Consider the following 18,339-nt stretch of genomic DNA (forward strand, 5'->3'; position numbering starts at 1 on the left):
CCCGGCGAGTGACGCAAGGCCCGCTCCGATCACGCATCGGGGCGGGCCTCGTCATGTGCGCCGGCCAGGACAGCGTCAGTACGCCGCGGAGCTGAGCGCGGCGGCCGCCTCGCCCGCCAGCGTCGTGACGTCGTCCGGCACCGGGACCTCGGCGGCGGCCCGCCCCTGCCACATCTGCAGCGCGACGACCCGGGCGGCGGCCTCCTCCGCGCGCTCGCGGGTGACGTCGCCCTCGTCGATCGCCTTGGTGAGCACCCGGTGGGTCTCCACGGTGTCGACGGGCATCAGCAGCAGGTCGGCACCGGCGTTGAGGGCGGCGACCGCCGGCTTCCAGCTGGCCGCGACCGCACCCATGCCCAGGGAGTCGGTGATGGTGACGCCCTCGAAGCCGAGGTCGTCGCGCAGCAGGTCGTAGACCTCGGGGGCCAGCGACGCCGGGACCCCGGGCGCGATCGCCGTCAGGTCGAGGTGGCTGGTCATCACCGCGGGGGCGTGGCTGGCGATGGCCGCCTCGAACGGCGGCAGGTCGTGGGCGCGGATCTCGGCCAGGCTCGAGTCGAGCACCGGCAGGGTGTCGTGGCTGTCGCTGGTGGCGGCACCGTGGCCCGGGAAGTGCTTGACGGTCGAGACGACGCCCGCGGCGTCGTACCCCCGGACGGCGGTGGCCGTGGCCTTGGCGGCCACGGCGGGGTCCTCGCTGGCCGACCGGGTGCCGATGGTGGGGTCCGCGGCGCCGATGGTCACGTCCGCGACAGGGGCGAAGACCCAGGTGAAGCCGAGGTCGCGGACCTCGAGCCCGGTGGCGTACGCCGCCTGTCGGACCGCCTCGCGGCCGGCCTTCCCGTCCGCGGTGATGGCGGCCCCGGCCGCGTCGAAGGCGGGGAACTCGGTGGCGATGCCGCGCAGGTGGGAGACGTAGCCGCCCTCCTGGTCGACGCCGATGACCGCCGGGAAGTCGCGTCCGTCCGCGGCGACGGCCTTGCTGATGGCGGCCGTGGTGGCGCGCACCTGCGCCTCGTCGAGGATGTTGCCGTTGGTCACCGACATGCCCGCGAGGTGGTGGTCGCGCACCATCGTCGCCACGGTCGCCGGGTCGGTCCCGTGGTAGCGGCCGACGATGACCTGCCCGGCCAGCTGCTCCGACGTCCACCCCTCGACCAGCTCCTGCGCCTGCGCCAGCTCCCCCACCGTGGGTCCCCAGCCGAGCGCGGCGTCCGGGTCGGGCTCCTCGGGGGCCTCCGGGGTCTCGGCCTCCGCCGTCGTGCTGCTGGTCCCGTCGGTGGCCGGCGCCGGCTCCCCCTCGGGCGAGCCCGCACAGCCACCGATCAGCAGGACCCCCGCCGTGACGGCGGCGGCGGTGGTCAGGAGAGGCAGTCGCACGGCCCGCAGGTTACCCGCGGAGCTCGTCGAGGACCGCTTCGACGCGGGCCCGCAGCTCCTCGAGCGTGCCGTTGTTGTCGATCACGTGCGTGGCGATGGCCCGACGCTCCTCCCGGGTGGCCTGGGCGGCGATCCGGGACTCGGCGTCCTCGCGGGTCCAGCCCCGGTCGCCGAGCATCCGCTCGACCTGGAGGTCTCGCGGGGCGTCGACCACGACGACGGCGTCGAAGGTGTCCGCGCGGCCGCCCTCGGCGAGCAGCGGTATGTCGTGCACGACCACGTCGTCCTCGCCGGCGGTCGCCTCGATCTCGGCCATCCGCTCGATCACCAGCGGGTGGATGATCGCCTCCAGGCGCCGGCGGGCCGCGTCGTCCCCGAAGACGAGCCGTCCCATCGCGGGTCGGTCGAGGTCGCCCTCGGGGGTCAGCACGTCGGGTCCGAACTCGGCCACCACGGCGTCCAGCCCGGGGGTGCCGCGCGCGACCACCTCCCGCGCCAGCGCGTCGGCGTCGATGACGACGGCTCCCAGCTCGGCGAGGATCGCCGAGACGGTGCTCTTGCCCGAGGCCACTCCCCCGGTCAGGCCGACACGCATGGTCACGACGGCCCCTCCGCGCGCAGCCCGGCCTTGCGTGCGTACGTCGCCGCCTGCTCGTCGGCGTCGAGCTCCCCGCGCAGCAGCCGCTCGGTGGTCCAGTGCTCGACCGGCAGCCCGGTCAGGGCGACGTACTGCGCCAGCTCGGGCTCGAGGGTGCGCGCCAGCGTCATCAGGTCCTCGCCGGTCGGTGCGGTGCCGGTGATGGACGGGGAGCCCGCCATCAGCTTGCGCAGCGGCGGGTACGTGCGGAACCGGTCGACCCCGATGTGGTCGGTGACGGCGTCGAGGTGCTTGGCGTGGTCGGCCAGGAGCGAGGCGAAGTCGAGGAAGAGCCACTGGTCGCGCGGGAAGACGGTCAGGCCGTGCTCGACCTGTCCGCCGTAGTAGCCGCGCACCACCCCCGAGGCACGCAGGAAGCGTGCGCGCCCTCCCCGGCCGGTGAACTCCTCGGGCAGGATCGTCGGGAAGGACGGCGGCCGCCAGGCCATCATCTCCGGCCAGTCCGGCGCCTTGTGCGGCTGCCGCCCGCGCACCATCACCCACTGCGACACCAGCCGGTCGATGGGGTCGCGGAAGATCGCGACGAGCCTCAGGTCGGGCAGCTGGTCCCGCATCCGCTCCAGCGTGCCCGGCATCAGCAGGTAGCGGGGCGTCGCGTCCCCGAGCGCGCGTTGCCCCGGCGACGTCCGCCGCACGCCGTACGACGCGTGGTCGGCCTCGAGCCACGTCGACTCGTCGACGTCGAACCAGCCCATCTCCTTGCGCGGCGGTCGCGCGACCTGGGGGTGCTGGTTGAGCATCCACTGGAGCGTGGACGTGCCGGCCTTCTGCACTCCCACGATCGAGAAGGTGAAGGGCAGGAAGTCCTGCCCGGTCGGCGCCTCAGCCACGGTCGAGGAGCTTCTCCACCGCGGCCAGCAGCACGGCCGTGGCCACGCCGTCCATGGCCTCGGAGACCTCGTCCAGCGGTGGCATGGTCGGCGCGAGGCGGATGTTCTCGTCGTGGGGGTCCTGGCCGTGGGGGAAGGACGAGCCGGCGGGCGTGAGGGCGATGCCGGCCTCCTTGGCCAGCTGCACCACGCGGGACGCGGTGCCGGGCATGACATCGAGGTTGACGAAGTAGCCACCGCGGGGCTTGTTCCAGCGCGCCACCCCGTAGCCGTCGAGGCGCTCGGTGAGCACCCGGTCGACCTCGGCGAACTTGGGGGCGATGATCTCGCGGTGCTTGGCCATGTGGTCGCGCACGCCCTGCGCGGAGCCGAAGAACTGCACGTGGCGGAGCTGGTTGACCTTGTCGGGCCCGATGGAGCCGTGGCCCAGGTGGCCGAGGTACCACCGGACGTTCTCGACCGAGGCGGCCAGGAAGGCGACGCCCGCGCCCGCGAAGGTGATCTTGGAGGTCGAGGCGAACATCACGGGCCGGTGCGGGTGCCCGCTCGCGGCGGCCAGGCTCAGGATGTCGGCGCTCTTGGTCTCCTCCTCGGTCAGGTGGTGCAGCGCGTAGGCGTTGTCCCAGAAGATCTTGAAGTCGCGCGCGGCGGTCTCCATCGACGCCAGCCGCGCGGCCACCTCCTGGCTGCACACCGAGCCGGCCGGGTTGGCGTAGGTGGGCACGATCCACATGCCCTTGATCGACCGGTCCTCGGCGACGAGCCGCGCGACCTCCTCGGCGTCCGGGCCGTCCTCCCGCATGGGGACCGTGACCATCTCGATGCCCATCGACTCGAGCAGGGTGAAGTGCCGGTCGTAGCCGGGGACGGGACAGATGAACTTGACCACGCCCTCCTTGCTCCAGGGGCGGTCGCTGTCGACGCCGCCGAAGAGCATCAGGTAGACCAGCACGTCGCGCATCATCGACAGGCTGGAGTTGCCGCCGGCGACCACCTGCTCGGCCTCGACCCCCAGCAGTTCGGCGAACATCTCGCGCAGCTCGGGCAGGCCGGCGAGCCCCCCGTAGTTGCGCACGTCGGTGCCGCTGCGGTCGGTGCAGCCGCGGGGCAGGGAGAGCAGCTCGTCGGCCAGGTCGAGCTGGGCCGACGACGGCTTGCCCCGGGTGAGGTCGAGCGCGAGCCCGCGCGTCTTCAGCTCGTCGTACGTCGCCTGCAGCTGGTCGCGCAGGGCGGCGAGGTCGTCGCGGGACAGGTCGGAGAGCGGCGTGTGGGTCACGCGGCAAGGCTACCGAGAGGCGGCGTCCGGCGAGCGACGGCGTCCACGAGGTCGGGTGGACCTCAGGCCGTGCAGGAGAACGTGCGCCGGTACTGCTGCGGGCTGACCCCGCGCACGCGCGTGAAGTGGTGCCGCAGGGTCGCGGCGTTGCCGAAGCCGACCTCGGAGGCGATCCACTCGATCGAGCGGTCCGACTGCTCGAGCAGCACCTGGGCCGCCTGCACCCGTTGGGCCAGGATCCAGCCGTACGGCGTGGTGCCGGTCTCGTCCTTGAACCTGCGGGCGAACGTGCGGGAGGACATGTGGCTCTGGCGCGCCAGCACCTCGACGCTGAGCTCCTCGCCCAGGTTGGCCTGGATCCACTCCAGCAGCGGCGCCAGCGAGTCGGAGGTGCACTCCGGCACGGGGCGCGAGATGAACTGCGCCTGGCCGCCGGGACGTTGCGGCGGCACCACCATCCGGCGGGCGACGACGCTTGCCGTGGCCGCGCCGTGCTCCTCACGCCACAGGTGCAGGGCGGCGTCGAGGCCGGCCGCGGAGCCGGCGCTGGTGATCACCTGCCCCGAGTCGACGTACAGGACCTCGGGGACGACGCGGGCGAGGGGGAACCGGGCCGCGAGCTCGTCGGTGTGCTTCCAGTGCGTGGTCGCCTCACGACCGTCGAGCAGTCCCGCCTCGCCGAGCGCGAAGGCGCCCGTGCACACCGAGAGCACCCGGGCCCCCCGGTCGACGGCGTCCTGCAGGGCGCGGATCACGGGGGCGGGGACCGGTCGGTGGCGGTCCATCGCCGCCACGCACACGAGGTCGGCCTCGGCCACCCGGTCGAGGCCGTGGTGCACCTCGAGCCCGAGGCCGAGCGAGGTGCGCACCTGCCCCGGCTCCACCCCGCACACCGCGAAGTCGGGCACCGGCAGCCCGTCGTCGCTGCGGTCGACACCGAAGGCCTCGCAAAGCACTCCGAGCTCGAACAGGGCGACGTCGTCCCAGACCAGGACGGCCACGTTGGTGAGCATCCCGCCAGCATGCCGCAGCCGTGGCAGGAAATCAACGCACGTCGGCATTACTGCCACTCGTGGCCGGAACAAGACGAGCGCATGATTACTGCCATGACCACTTTCCTCTTCGCCCTCGCCCTGACCGCCCTCGTCGCGCTGCTCGTCCGGTACGCGCGCCACGACCTCTTCGCCGGCACCGCAACCCGGGCCGACGACCACGACGACCTCGGCCCGGCGGACCCCCGGCGGCACGTGGTCGCCCGCTGGGTCCGCCCGGCCTGACGTGAGGCACGCGCGTGCCAGAACATGACAGGAGGCCCGCCGGCGAACCGGCGGACCTCCTGTCGTGCTGCTGGTGACCCCGTGGGGTCAGCGGGTCAGTTGCCCCCGCCGGTCAGCTTCTCGCGAAGCGCCTGGAGCGCCTCGTCGGACGCCAGCGAACCGCCGGTCTGCTCCTGGGCGGCGGTGTCGCCACCGTCGGAGGAGTAGGACGTGGCCTCGCCGGCCTCGACCTCGGCCTGCTTGGCCTCGGCCTGCTGCTTGACGTGCTGCTCCCAGCGGGCGTGCGCCTTGGCGTACTGGTCCTCCCAGAGGGCGCGCTGCTCGTCGAAGCCCTCGAGCCACTCGCCCGTCTCGGGGTCGAAGCCCTCGGGGTAGACGTAGTTGCCCTGCTCGTCGTAGGTCGCGGTCATGCCGTAGAGGGTCGGGTCGAACTCCTCCACGTCAGCGGCCGCAGCCGTCTCGTTGGCCTGCTTGAGCGACAGCGAGATGCGGCGACGCTCGAGGTCGATGTCGATGATCTTGACCATGACGTCGTCGTTGACCTGGACGACCTGCTCGGGGATCTCCACGTGGCGCTCGGCCAGCTCGGAGATGTGCACCAGGCCCTCGATGCCCTCCTCGACGCGGACGAACGAACCGAAGGGCACCAGCTTGGTGACCTTGCCCGGGACGATCTGGCCGATCTGGTGGGTGCGGGCGAAGTGCTGCCACGGGTCCTCCTGCGTCGCCTTCAGCGACAGGGAGACACGCTCGCGGTCCATGTCCACGTCGAGGACCTCGACGGTGACCTCGTCACCGACGGTGACGACCTCGGACGGGTGGTCGATGTGCTTCCAGGACAGCTCCGAGACGTGCACGAGGCCGTCGACGCCACCGAGGTCCACGAAGGCGCCGAAGTTGACGATCGAGGACACGACACCCTTGCGGATCTGGCCCTTCTGGAGCTGGGTGAGGAAGCCGTGGCGGACCTCGGACTGGGTCTGCTCGAGCCAGGCACGGCGCGACAGGACCACGTTGTTGCGGTTCTTGTCGAGCTCGATGATCTTGGCCTCGAGGGTCTGACCGACGTAGGGCTGCAGGTCGCGCACGCGACGCATCTCCACCAGGGAGGCCGGCAGGAAGCCGCGCAGGCCGATGTCGAGGATCAGGCCGCCCTTGACGACCTCGATGACGGTGCCCTCGACGACGCCGTCCTCCTCCTTGACCTGCTCGATGGTGCCCCAGGCGCGCTCGTACTGGGCGCGCTTCTTGGACAGGATCAGGCGACCTTCCTTGTCCTCCTTCTGGAGGACCAGGGCCTCGACCTTGTCGCCGACGTTGACGACCTCGTTGGGGTCGACGTCGTGCTTGATCGACAGCTCGCGCGAGGGGATGACGCCCTCGGTCTTGTAGCCGATGTCGAGCAGGACCTCGTCGCGGTCCACCTTGACGATGGTGCCGTCGACGATGTCACCGTCGTTGAAGTACTTGATGGTCGCGTCGATCGCCGCGAGGAAGTCCTCTTCGGACCCGATGTCGTTGACCGCCACCTGGGGCGCGTCGTAGTCCGGAAGAGTGGAGATGGTGCTCGTCATAAGGGAAGTGATTCCTTGGATGGTCAGATGTCGTGCGGGCACGCGCAGAAGCCCTCTTTTCACCACCGTGGAGAGATGACGAGCGAGGGTCCGCTCCGTATGGAACCCAGGCAGACCTCTGGCGCACCCTCCAGCCTACGCGGCGGCGACCCGCACCGTCCAACCAGGACGCCGAGCGTGGGCCGGTGGCCGACACCTCGATACCGTGACGTCGTGCAGGACCACCTTCCCCAGGCCGTCCGGGTCGAGCGCCGCCCGGTGGACGAGACCGAGTCCCGCGGCGCCAACGGGCCCGACTGGGACCGCTACGCCGACGAGTACCAGGCGACCCACGGCGAGTTCCTCGGCGACGCGGGCTTCGTGTGGGGACCCGAGGGGCAGACCGAGGACGACCTCGGGATCCTCGGCGACGTCACCGACCGCGACGTGCTCGAGGTCGGCAGCGGCGCCGGGCAGTGCTCCCGCTGGGTGCGCACGCACGGCGGCCGGGCCATCGGCCTGGACCTCTCCCACCGGCAGCTGCAGCACAGCCGGCGGATCGACGAGCTCACCGGCGTGCGCGTTCCCTCCGTGCGCGCCACCGCCACGCACCTGCCCTTCGCGGACGACACGTTCGACGTCGTCTTCTGCTCCTTCGGGGCGCTCCAGTTCGTGCACGACATCGCGGACGCCGTCGCGGAGACCGCGCGGGTGCTGCGGCCCGGAGGCCGCTACGCCTTCTCCATCACCCACCCGACGCGCTGGATGTTCCCCGACGACCCCGGCGAGGGAGGGCTCGTCGCCTCCCAGTCCTACTGGGACCGCACGCCGTACGTCGAGGTGGACGACGCGACCGGGCGCGTGTCGTACGTCGAGCACCACCGCACCCTGGGCGACTGGGTCCGGCTGCTCGCGGGCCACGGCTTCCGCCTCGTCGACCTGGTCGAGCCGGAGTGGCCCGCCCACCACGACCGCGTCTGGGGTGGCTGGTCACGAACCCGCGGGCTGCTCACGCCGGGCACCGCCATCTTCGTCGCCGACCTCGGCTGACCGATCCCTGCAGACGCAGCGACCCGCCCCGGCGGGCCGGGGCGGATCGTTGGCGAGCTGGTCGTCAGTGCTCAGGCGGTCTCGCGCCGACGGCCGGCGAAGACGAGGAACGCGCCGACCAGCAGCGCGACGGCGCCGCCGATGAAGCCGATGAGGGGCACGGTCCGGGTGATGAGTTCGATCTGGCCGCCCGAGTCCTTGGCCGACTCGACGTTGTCCGCGACCTGCTCGTCGGTGAACGCGAGGTCGAGGTCGAGCAGCACGCTGCCGTCCTCCAGCGCACGGACCTCCTGCTGCGCCTGCCGGATGATCGAGCCCGTGACCGGGTCGATCCACAGGTCCTTGTCCTGGGTGTAAACGCCCTGGACGCCGTCGACGACCTCGGCCGGCTGCTCGTCGACGCTGACGTTGTACTTGTAGGTCTCCAGGCCGTCGATCGTCTCGGTGCTCTCGTAGACCGCGTCGACCGGGGCGCCGAGGAGCCCGTCCCAGTAGGGGTAGTCCTTCTTCTCGGCGTCGAAGGGCCACTTGTTGATGAGGCCCTCCTTCTCCTCGGCGCCGGCGGGGAGGTACTCGCCGTTGACGGCCATCGCGTCGGAGCGGTCGGTGGCGAAGACGTCGGTCGAGGCGGAGATGAGGCGCCCCTGAGGATCATCGGCGTCGACGCAGTCCGGGACGTCGCCCTCGTCGATGACCAGGCACAGGGTGTTGACGAAGACGATGACGTCGTCGTCGGAGCGCTTGGAGTCGGCCTTCGTGATGCTGGTGGCCTTGACGTCGAGGCTCTCGATGTCACCGCTGGCGGGGTTGAGCTTGTCGGCCGTGCCCGCGAGGCGGGTCGTGCTGTCGGTGTCGAGCGGCGTCCGCTTCACCTGGCCCGGTGCCCAGATCGACGCCATCAGGCCGACGACCAGCAGGAAGGCGCCGAGGGCCAGGAGCACCCAACCAATGATCTTCCGCACGACGAGAATCCCTCCCAGGAGCCGATGAGTCGCCGAACAGTACCAGCAAGTAGCAAGGATCGCGGCGGAACGGCGCATTGCCTCGCGGGAGGTGTCGCGGAGGGCAGGAACGGCTCCGCTCCGACCTGTCGGAGGCTCGGGTGCGGCCCGTGGATCGTGGCATGATTCGCCGCCGAGGTGAGGACAGTGAATCAACATGTGGGGACCCGGACCGAGCGGGTCCGGGCGGCCACCGAGTGGGTCGTCCCCACTGCCGTCGCCCTGCTCCTCGTGCAGCTGGCCTTTCGGGCGTGGGCGGCCTGGTCGAGCTGGTACTCGACCGATGACCTCGGATTCCTTCGTGAGTCGGACCGCGGTAACCAGTTGTCCTACCTGATGGAGAGGTACAACGGACATCTGATGCCCGGAGGCAAGCTGGTGTTCTGGGGCATTGGAGCTGTGGACACCGCCGCATGGTGGCCGGCTGTGCTCTACCTGGTCGTCGGCCAAGCCATGGCAAGTGCGGCGTGCCTCTGGATGCTCGTCACGCTGTTCGGTCGGCGACGAGCGATCCTGCCGCCGTTCGTCCTGTACCTCTGCCTGCCCCTGTCGATGCCGGCCTTCATGTGGTTCGTCGCTGCAACTCAGCAGCTGCCCCTGCAGATCGTCCTCAGCGTCTCGGTCGCGACCTGGGTCCGGTACCTGCGCGGTGAGGGGCGCGGATGGGCCGTCGCGACGGCCGTCGCCCTCACCGGCGGCATGGTGTTCCGGGAGAAGGCCCTCCTGGTGGTGCCGATCCTGCTCTTCATCTCCCTCTTCTACTTCACCTCGGGCGGGGTGCGCGCCCGGCTGGCGGGACTCCGGCGACAGGGTCCCGGACTCCTGATGATCGTCGTGCTGAGCGCCACGTACGTCTTCATCTATCTGGACGGAGCCCGTGGTCAAGCCTCGCCGGCCACGCTCCAGGTCGCTGCGGATCTTGCCGGCACTCTCCTGGGATCGACCTTGCCCACGGGCCTCGTCGGCGGCCCGTGGCGCTGGGACACCTCCGCGTCCCAGAACTCCTTCGCCGACCCGCCCAGCTGGGCGGTGAGCGCAGCCTGGGTGGCGCTGGGCCTCACAGTCGCGTACGTGGTGCTGCGCCGGCGCCGGGCGTGGTATGCCGTCTTGCTCTTCGCGGCATACGCGGCCGGCACCTACCTCCTCGTCCTGACTGCGCGAGGAGCCGAGTTCGGGGCGACACTCGGGGTGGACACTCGCTACCTCTCTGACATACCCATCGTGCTGTGTCTCTGTCTCGGACTGGCCAGCACGACGTTGACGGGTGCGCCAGGCAGTTCCGAGCTCCGCGATCCTGCCGTCGTGGCGCGAGCGCCGGCGTGGCTCGGCGTGGCACTGTTGGCATCAGTCGCCATCGGCAGCGCCTACAGCTCGGTCGGGTACGTGCGCCCTTGGCACGACAACGCCGCCCGCGACTTCTTCGCTCAGTTCGATCGCGAAGTGCATGCGCGCGGGCAGGTCGACCTCGCCGATCGCGTCCTTCCCGAGCCGGTCATCTCACGCTTCTTCGCGCCCAACAACAAGCTCTCCTTTCTCGCACCTCTCGTCGACTCCGGTGCGGACTTTCCCGATCTCTCCACCTCGCTCCACGTCGTCGATGACGATGGAAGGCTGAGACAGGCCGACATCAAGGTCGTGCTGGCATCGCGACCCGGCAAGGTGGACGGATGCGGGTGGCAGGTGACTGAGGCGGGCAAGTCGATCCCGCTGATGGGTCGAGCCATCGAGTACGACTGGTGGATACGGATCGGGTACTTGTCCACGGGGCCTTCCACCGCCTCAATCAAGGTCGGTGACACCACGATGGACGTCTCTCTTCGTTCCGGGCTCAACGACCTGTTCCTCCGGGTCGAGGACACCTTCGACTCGATTCGCGTCGATGGTCTGGAATCCGGGGTGTCACTCTGCATCGACACGGTCGAGGTGGGAGGCGTGCGCGCGCGTGATTCGGCATGAGTGAGCGCAGGAGCCCCACCATCGACTTCCCCGCGCTCGACGTCCTGCGCCTGGTGGGTGCCCTGGCAGTGCTGACGACTCATGTCGCCTTCCAGACGGGCGAGTACTTCCGGCACGGCCTGCTCGGGACCCTGCTGGCACGGATGGACATCGGGGTCGCGATCTTCTTCGTCCTGTCGGGCTTCCTGCTGTCCCGTCCGTGGTGGGCCAGCGCCGAGTCCGGGACGCCTCCCCCGCGGGTCGGGCGCTACGCGCTCAAGAGGGTGCTGCGGATCTGGCCCGTCTACCTCGTCACCGTGTGCGTCGCGCTGGCCGTGGTGCCCGGCAACGAGGACACGAGTGTGTCGGACTGGGTCGTCAGCGCGCTGCTCCTCGACACCTACGTGGACGACACCCTCCCGTACGGCCTCACGCAGATGTGGAGCCTGTCGGTCGAGGTGGCCTTCTACGTCGCGCTGCCGGCCCTGATGTGGGTCGCGACCCGGCGCTCGAGGCTGCGTCCCGACGTGGTGCTGCTGGTCGGCATGGTCGTCCTCAGCATGGCGTGGATCGTGTCGCTGGCGCCGGCTCTCGACGGCCTGCGGGAGTGGGCACCCGGGCTGTGGCTGCCCGGCTACCTCTCCTGGTTCGCCGCGGGGATGTGGCTCGCCCGGACGCACGCCCGGCAGCACGCACGCGGGCGTCGCACGCCGTGGATCGTGGGCCTGGGAGCGCAGCCCGGCGCGTGCTGGACGGCGGCGATCGGCCTGCTGCTGGTGGCTGCCACTCCCGTGGCCGGACCCGTGCTCCTCGAGCCCGGCACCATCGGCCAGTCGGTCACCAAGACGCTGCTCTACGCGACGATCGGCCTGCTCGTCGTCGCCGCGGGGGTCTGGTCACCTGCCTCCGGCACCTTCCGGCGTACGGCGTCCGCGCGCCTGCTCCGCCACCTCGGCCACGTCTCCTACTCGATCTTCTGCACCCACCTCATCGTCCTGGCGCTCCTCCAGGAGCGCATGGACTACGAGCTGTTCTCGGGACGCTTCCCGTTGATGTGGGTGCTGACGCTGGTCCTCACCCTGGCCGTGAGCGAGCTGACCTACTGGCTGGTCGAGCGGCCGGGCATGTCCCTGGCTCGTCGGGGCCGACGCGCGGCCACGGCCCAGCACGACACCGCTCCCAGGGTGAAGACCACGACGTAGTGCGGCCACGCCCAGCTGCCGGCCCACGACGACTGCCAGGGGTTGAACACGTAGGCCAGCACTGCGGGCGTCAGGCAGATAGCGATGGCCCACCCCTCCCAGGCCGGACGCAACCGACGCGCGAGCGCGGCGACCCCCCAACCCAGGAGCCCCACGAGCAGGCCGACCCATCCCGAGACCAGCAGCACGAGCGCCGCACACCCCAGGAGGACCAGGCGGGGCCAGCTCGTCGCCTCCGGCACCGGGGGCGGCGATGGCGCCGTCCTCCTCGTCGGCGCCACGAGCAGGGCCACCAGGGCCAGGAGGGCCACGAGTCCCAGGGCGAGGCCCGCACGATAGGTGCTGTCCGGGGCGAAGCGCTCGGACACCGCGTCGTGGCCCGTCGTGCGCCAGCCCTGTCGATAGCCGTCGAACACCTGGGCCTCGAGCCGGGAACCGCCGGACGCCGCCTCCCACCCCGGGTTCGCGTTGCCGCGCATGGCTACGTAGTCGGTCGACACCTCCACCTCCGCCTGCGTCGGCGACTCTTCGGTCACCGGCACCGCCTCGGCGTCCGCCTCCTCGGGCGTGGAACCGAGCACGAGCTCGTCCGCGACGAACGCCTCCGAGGCCTCGAGGGTCACCGTCGACTCGCCCGCCGGCAAGGTCACGACCTTCGTGCCGCACAGGCGCGCCGGCACCGGGTCGCCGTCGAGGAGGTCGCGGGGACTCGCGGTCACCGCGGTCCTCACCGTCCGGCCGTTCACCACGAGGTCGGGGCCCGAACCGCAACCGAGTCCGGTGGCACGCGTCGACGGGTTCAGCGGCAGGTAGGGCACGCCGCGGACGACCATCTCGCTCACGCCCACGGGCACGGCGGACGAGGAGGCGTCGAAGTCGAAGTCGCTGGCCGGCTCGGCCTCCAGCACCTGCAGGGATAGTCGCTTGGTCCGGATCGGCGGGAACGTGGCGGCGCCGTCCTCGTCGAGCACGACCTCCCGTTCGCCGCCGGGCCACGTCATCAGGAGCGACTCGGGTCGGCGGGCAGCCGTGCTCTGGTCGACGGACATGGCCACCCCGCGGAGACGCTGTGGCGCCAGGAAGCGCAGCGCGACCGTCGGTCGGACGTCGGTGACGGGGGCGATCCAGGTGGTCTGCGGGTCCCCGTCGACCATCGCCGTGGCCGACGCTCGTGGGTCGGCCAGGGCCGTGGAGGAGGCATCGACGCCGACCGCCTGACCGGCCTGGACGAGGGCGGACAACGCCGGCCCGCCACGCGGACGCACCGTGAGCGTCGCCTCCAGCTCCTGGGCCTCGCCGAGCGTCACGACCCGGCTGAAGTCGCGCGGCTCCTCCGGCGAGCCGACCTCGCCCGGTCGGCACCGGACCCCGCCGTCGACCTCCGCGCATCCCGTCCGCGCGTCGCCCAGCCGGCGCAGCAGGATGGCGTCCGGAGCCCCCCACTGCTCCGGCAGGGCCGGAAGCACGAGGTCGCGGCGCACCCGGGTGTTCCCGACCTCCACCTCGGCGACGTCCAGCTGGTTGCTGTTCTTGCCGGAGGCGTCCTCGACGACGAGGTGGGTCACCGTTCCCGGACCGGTGATCCGACGCGTCTCGCCGGGGTTGAACTCGAGGTCCGGGCTCTGCCACGACCCCGACCTCACCCTGAGCTGCTCGCTGCCGCTCGACGTGCCGAGCGTCACCGAGATGTCGGTGGCGTCGACCGGCTCGGCGAACTCGACCCGCCAGGACTGCCGGTCGCGCTGCAGCGGCGCCGAGATCCACGACGTCGAGGCGTCGCCGTCCATGGCGGCGTAGGGCAGCGTGCCCGGACGACTTCCTCCCGGCGTCGCCGCGCCTGCGGCGGAGGACGACGCCGTGATCGCCGAGGCGCCGCGCAACCGTGCGGTGGTGGTCCACCGGTCGTGACGAGGCAGCCGGTAGTCGAGCACGCGTGCGCCCAACGACGGCTCGCTGCCGCCACCGAGGGTGGCCGAGGTCGCGTCCGTGATCCGTCCGAAGTTGCGCTCGACGTCCCGCAGCCCGTCCGTGAGGACCAGCGGCCCCGCGGGCCGCTCGCCCGGCGCCACATCGGCCGCGAGCACGGTCGCGCCGCTGCCGACGAGGCCGGCCTCCTGGACGTCGAGCAGGTCCTCGGGACCCCCGACCACCGTCGGCGGCTGGTCCGCACCGGACGCCCGACCCACCGGGTCCGGAACCTCGTAGACCTCGATCGCCGGGTAGGTGGACTGCCACCCGCCGCTGACGAGCGCCCGCGCCAGGTCGCCGACGATGAACGGGGCACCGCCGACCTCCGGGCCGAAGTCGGCCACCCGGCGGAGCCCCGGGGAGTTCTCGATGGCCTGGTGGACCAGCACGGGGTCGGTGACCGCGGCCGACCGGACGAGGTCGTTGCGCACGACCAGGTGGGTGATCCCGGCCCGAGCCAGGTAGTCGCTCAGTCCGGTTCCCCCCTCACCGCGCGCCAGCTCCTGCTCGATCCGGTCGAGCATGCGGATGTTGCCGGCCGGGACGAGTGGCACGGCGTTCCGGACCGCCCACGACGACGAGGCCAGGGACTGCATGGGCTCGTCGCGTGCCTGGCCCCACACGTAGGTGCCGAACGAGGAGCCCGGGACGAGCAGGGCCTGGCCGTCCTCCTGGGAGTCGCCCAGCCACCGGGCTGCGTCGCGCCAGTAGTCGGGGACGTCCTCGAAGCCGTCGTCCACGGCGAGGTCGCCAGCGAGGACCGGAGCAGCACCCGCGGTGAGGGCCAGCACCACCGAGCCGACGAGCACCGCGGCGGTCACGCCGTCGGCACGGTCACCGCGGCGGGTGCGCCTGGTGCGGTACCGGGCCAGGGCCTCCTCGACGCAGAAGGCCAGACCGACCACCAGCGGCAGCCGGAGCACCGGATCGAACTTGTGGACGTTGCGCAGCGGTGCCAGCGCGAGGTCGAGCGCCTCCTTGAGCTGCCCGGCGAAGATGCCCTGGACGGCTCCCGTGTGACCCATGGTCACCAGGAACACGCCGGTGAGGAGGCCCGCGACCAGGAAGCGGCGGTGGGGGTTCCTGCCCAGCATCAGTCCGGCGAGGCCTGCGACGACGAGCAGCCCCGTGTTGAGGACGAGGTACTCCTCGCGGAGCAGGTCGAGGCCTGCGGGCGAGATCGCGTCGACGTACGGCACCCAGTTCGACGTGCCGCGGAGCGTGTCGAAGATGGTCGTCGGGAAGGTGGTGACCGCGGCGGACTCGATGAAGTCGAGGAAGGGAGGGCTGTAGCTCCCCAGGAGGAACAGGGGCACCAGCCACCACAGCGTGCCCAGCAGCGTGAAGACCGGCCACCAGATCATCATCTGACGGCGTCGTGGACCCGCCGACCGGGTGAGCAGCCACAGCGCACCCAGCGGCAGCACGGCGCTGGTGGCCGCGGCGTTGACCCCGCCCACCATGGCGATCGCCATCGCGGAGAGGGCGGCCGCGCGCCGCGGTGAGCCGCGTTCGGCGCCGATCACCAACGGCAGGAGGACCCACGGCGCCAGGGCCATCGGCCAGACCTCGATGGAGCTGGGTCCGATCACGGTGAGCATCCGCGGCGTCAGTGCGTACGTGAGCCCGGCAAGGATGCACCCCAGGTCGGAGCGCACGCCGAGGGCACGCGTGACCTTGGCCGCTCCGGTGAAGGCCACGCACAGGACGAGCGCCGTCCACAGTCTCTGCACGACCCAGCCCGGCAGGTCCAGGAGGAAGCCGAGGGCGAAGAACGGTCCCATCGGCCACAGGTAGCCGTAGGCCTGGTTCTGCAGCTGGCCGAACGCGCCCTCGCCGTCCCACAGGTGGGCGGCCCGGGCGAGGAACTCCAGCGGTGCGATGGCGAGGTCGAGCTTGGTGTCGGCGACGAGCAGTCCGGGCGACTGCGTCATGGCCAGGCCGGTCAGCACCATGCAGACGGCGAGGAGCCGCCAACGGAACCGTGGGACGTCCTGCGTCACTTCTTCCGCAGCACGAGCACGAGGTTCCACGTCACCACCTCTCGCACCACCGGCACGCGCAGAAGCCAGCGGGTCCACCAGGGGTTGTAGCGCGGGAGCAGGTGGACGACCTCGGCGTGCTGCTGGGTCCGCGCCCAGCGCAGGCCGTCCGCGACGGTGACGGCGAAGAGCGACTCGCCGTACTTGTTCTTGGGCTCGTGGCCGTGCTTCGCGGCGTACCGGCGTCGGGCGCGGCGCCCGCCGAGGAAGTGCCACGGTGCGGTCTCGTGGCCGCCCCACGGCCCGAACCACGTCGTGTAGCTGATGAAGGCGAGGCCGCCGGGACGCGTGACGCGCACCATCTCCTCAGCCATCCGCCACGGTTCCGGCACGTGCTCGAGGACGTTGGAGGAGTAGCAGACGTCCACCGAGTCGTCCGCGAACGGCAGCTGCATCCCGCTGCCGATGACGGTCCCGGCGCCGATCTCACCCGCCCCGGCGAGCTCGCCCACGTCGGAGTCCAGCGCGACGTAGGTCGCCCCCGCGGCGCGGAAGGCGTCCCGGAAGTAGCCGGGGCCACCACCCACGTCGAGCAGCAGCGCGCCGTCGAGGTCGGCGTACTCCCCCACCTGCGCGGCGGAGTCCTGCGCCAGGGCGGTGTAGAAGCGTGCGGGGTCCGGCTGCTCGTAGCGGAACTCGTTGAACAGGTGCAGCGACCGCCTCAGGTCGGCGCGCCAGCGACGCCCCGCGGGCGGGGCTGGAGGCACCTTCGGGGGGCGGGTCCGGCTCGGCACGCGCAGACCCTACCCCGCAGTAGATGTACGGTGTGCGCCCATGTCCGACGTCCACGACCTCTCCGGCCGGCACATCGCCTTCTTCAGCTGGCGTGACACGCACAACCCCGAGGGCGGAGGCGCCGAGCGCTTCCTGGAGAAGATGGCGGCAGGCCTCGTGGACCGAGGCGCGAGGGTCACGATCCTGTGCGCGGCGCACGCCGCCGCCCCGCCCGACGAGACCGTGGACGGTGTCCGTTTCCTGCGTCGCGGCACCAAGCTGAGCGTCTACAAGGAGGGCGTCTCGGCGCTGCTGCGGCGCGAGCTGGGACACGTGGACGCCGTGGTGGACGTGCAGAACGGCCTGCCGTTCTTCACCCGCGCGGTCACCCGCAAGCCGGTCATCGTCCTCGTCCACCACGTGCACCGCGAGCAGTGGCCGGTCGTCTACCCCGGGCTCAGCGGCCGCGTCGGCTGGTGGATCGAGCACAGCCTGGCACCCCGCCTCTACCGGTCCTGCCAGTACGTCGCCGTGTCGCGGGCCACCCGCGGCGAGCTCGTCGACCTCGGGGTCGACCGCGAGCGCATCGCCGTGGTGCACAACGGCACCGACCCGGTCGTCCCGGTCGGCGTCGGCAAGGCGGCGTACCCGATGATCGCCGTGGTCGGGCGCCTCGTCCCGCACAAGCAGGTCGAGCACGCCATCGACGCGGCCCTGGCGCTCCGCGCCCACCACCCCGACCTGCGGCTGCACGTCGTCGGGAGCGGCTGGTGGGAGGCCGAGCTCCACGAGTACGCCGCACGGCGCGGCGCCGGCGACACGGTCGTCTTCGAGGGCCACGTCGACGAGAAGCGCAAGCACGAGGTCTACGAGCAGGCCTGGCTGCTGGCCCTCCCCTCCCTCAAGGAGGGGTGGGGACTGGTGATCGGCGAGGCCGGCATGCACCGCACCCCGACCGTGGCCTACCGGTCCGCCGGCGGGACCCGGGAGTCGGTCGCCGACGGCAGGTCAGGACTGCTGGTCGAGGACGAGGCCGCCTTCACCGAGGCGCTCGGCCGACTCGTCCGGGACCACGAGGAGCGGGCGCGCCTCGGCGAGGGTGCGCACGCGATGAGCCACCAGTTCACCTGGGGGCACGCGCAGGAGTCGTTCGCCCACGTGGTGGCGAGCGCGTTGCGCGGCGAGATGATCGACAGCCAGGACCCCGACGAGGAGTGACGGCCGCGTGGCGGGCGCGACGGGCGCCCGCGGGTCACTCGGAGACGGTGCCGTACTCCAGGGTCGGCGCCTCGGCGTTGGCCGGGGACTGGCTGGGAGCACCGGTCTGGGACGAGATGACGCCCATCAGCGTGGTGACTCCGAGAACAGCACCGGCGACGATGCTCACGAGCGGGGCGATGACAGTGCCCATGGTGGGTGACCTCCCTCAGGTTCGGGGCGGACCTTACCAGCC

At 71.5% G+C, this 18,339-nt stretch carries 15 protein-coding genes; 5 read left to right on the top strand and 10 right to left on the bottom strand.

The genetic code is table 11. The features are described from left to right. Positions 1-75: 75 nt before the first annotated feature. The 5 genes from DAI17_RS09090 to DAI17_RS09110 all read right to left on the bottom strand — a co-directional run bounded on the left by DAI17_RS09090 (position 76) and on the right by DAI17_RS09110 (position 5,157). On the bottom strand, positions 76-1,380 hold the full coding sequence (locus DAI17_RS09090; protein ID WP_234412419.1) for a glycoside hydrolase family 3 N-terminal domain-containing protein: 1,305 nt from the start codon (positions 1,378-1,380) through the stop codon (positions 76-78). Between the two features lie 10 nt (positions 1,381-1,390). After that, complete coding sequence (coaE, locus tag DAI17_RS09095) at positions 1,391-1,975, bottom strand: dephospho-CoA kinase (RefSeq protein WP_107772616.1); 585 nt, start codon at positions 1,973-1,975, stop codon at positions 1,391-1,393. A gap of 2 nt (positions 1,976-1,977) precedes the next feature. Next, positions 1,978-2,868, bottom strand: coding sequence for a sulfotransferase family protein (locus DAI17_RS09100; protein WP_107772617.1), 891 nt, complete (start codon positions 2,866-2,868; stop codon positions 1,978-1,980). Next, positions 2,861-4,144, bottom strand: a complete 1,284-nt coding sequence (locus DAI17_RS09105) for an aminotransferase class I/II-fold pyridoxal phosphate-dependent enzyme (RefSeq protein ID WP_107772618.1) — start codon at positions 4,142-4,144, stop codon at positions 2,861-2,863. The genes DAI17_RS09100 and DAI17_RS09105 overlap by 8 nt, the downstream gene beginning before the upstream one ends. Positions 4,145-4,206: 62 nt before the next feature. Beyond that, a complete protein-coding gene (locus DAI17_RS09110) occupies positions 4,207-5,157 on the bottom strand; it encodes a GlxA family transcriptional regulator (protein ID WP_107772619.1) in 951 nt (316 codons plus the stop codon). Between the two features lie 93 nt (positions 5,158-5,250). On the opposite strand from DAI17_RS09110, the gene DAI17_RS20935 reads away from it, so the two are divergent. Then, positions 5,251-5,421 carry a hypothetical protein gene (locus tag DAI17_RS20935; protein ID WP_159081444.1) on the top strand — a complete coding sequence of 57 codons (171 nt, stop codon included), beginning with the start codon at positions 5,251-5,253 and terminating at the stop codon, positions 5,419-5,421. Between the two features lie 95 nt (positions 5,422-5,516). On the opposite strand, the gene rpsA is transcribed toward DAI17_RS20935, so the two are convergent. Beyond that, on the bottom strand, positions 5,517-6,995 hold the full coding sequence (gene rpsA / locus DAI17_RS09115) for a 30S ribosomal protein S1 (RefSeq protein WP_107772620.1): 1,479 nt from the start codon (positions 6,993-6,995) through the stop codon (positions 5,517-5,519). A 213-nt stretch (positions 6,996-7,208) separates the two neighbouring features. On the opposite strand from rpsA, the gene DAI17_RS09120 reads away from it, so the two are divergent. Then, positions 7,209-8,024 (top strand): class I SAM-dependent methyltransferase, encoded by an 816-nt coding sequence (locus tag DAI17_RS09120; protein WP_234412420.1) that lies wholly within the window; start codon positions 7,209-7,211, stop codon positions 8,022-8,024. A 71-nt stretch (positions 8,025-8,095) separates the two neighbouring features. Here DAI17_RS09120 and DAI17_RS09125 read toward each other — a convergent pair whose 3' ends face one another. After that, complete coding sequence (locus DAI17_RS09125; protein ID WP_159081445.1) at positions 8,096-8,986, bottom strand: DUF3068 domain-containing protein; 891 nt, start codon at positions 8,984-8,986, stop codon at positions 8,096-8,098. 186 nt (positions 8,987-9,172) lie between these two features. On the opposite strand from DAI17_RS09125, the gene DAI17_RS09130 reads away from it, so the two are divergent. Together DAI17_RS09130 and DAI17_RS09135 are read left to right on the top strand one after the other, a co-directional pair. Next, positions 9,173-10,981, top strand: a complete 1,809-nt coding sequence (locus DAI17_RS09130) for a hypothetical protein (protein ID WP_159081446.1) — start codon at positions 9,173-9,175, stop codon at positions 10,979-10,981. Further along, positions 10,978-12,162 carry an acyltransferase family protein gene (locus DAI17_RS09135; RefSeq protein ID WP_107772624.1) on the top strand — a complete coding sequence of 395 codons (1,185 nt, stop codon included), beginning with the start codon at positions 10,978-10,980 and terminating at the stop codon, positions 12,160-12,162. The genes DAI17_RS09130 and DAI17_RS09135 overlap by 4 nt, the downstream gene beginning before the upstream one ends. Here DAI17_RS09135 and DAI17_RS09140 read toward each other — a convergent pair. Together DAI17_RS09140 and DAI17_RS09145 are read right to left on the bottom strand one after the other, a co-directional pair. Further along, positions 12,060-16,133, bottom strand: coding sequence for a DUF3367 domain-containing protein (locus DAI17_RS09140; RefSeq protein ID WP_107772625.1), 4,074 nt, complete (start codon positions 16,131-16,133; stop codon positions 12,060-12,062). The two genes, DAI17_RS09135 and DAI17_RS09140, sit on opposite strands and share 103 nt — an antisense overlap. After that, positions 16,130-16,906 (bottom strand): class I SAM-dependent methyltransferase, encoded by a 777-nt coding sequence (locus DAI17_RS09145; RefSeq protein ID WP_234412421.1) that lies wholly within the window; start codon positions 16,904-16,906, stop codon positions 16,130-16,132. Before DAI17_RS09145 ends, DAI17_RS09140 begins: the two co-directional genes overlap by 4 nt. Positions 16,907-16,946: 40 nt before the next feature. Here DAI17_RS09145 and DAI17_RS09150 point away from each other — a divergent pair, with 40 nt between their 5' ends. Next, positions 16,947-18,104, top strand: a complete 1,158-nt coding sequence (locus DAI17_RS09150) for a glycosyltransferase family 4 protein (protein WP_107772627.1) — start codon at positions 16,947-16,949, stop codon at positions 18,102-18,104. Positions 18,105-18,138: 34 nt separating this feature from the next. On the opposite strand, the gene DAI17_RS09155 is transcribed toward DAI17_RS09150, so the two are convergent. Continuing rightward, a complete protein-coding gene (locus DAI17_RS09155; protein WP_107772628.1) occupies positions 18,139-18,297 on the bottom strand; it encodes a DUF2613 family protein in 159 nt (52 codons plus the stop codon). Positions 18,298-18,339 lie beyond the last annotated feature (42 nt).

It is taken from the genome of Nocardioides sediminis, assembly GCF_003047295.1.
Lineage (GTDB): Bacteria > Actinomycetota > Actinomycetes > Propionibacteriales > Nocardioidaceae > Nocardioides > Nocardioides sediminis.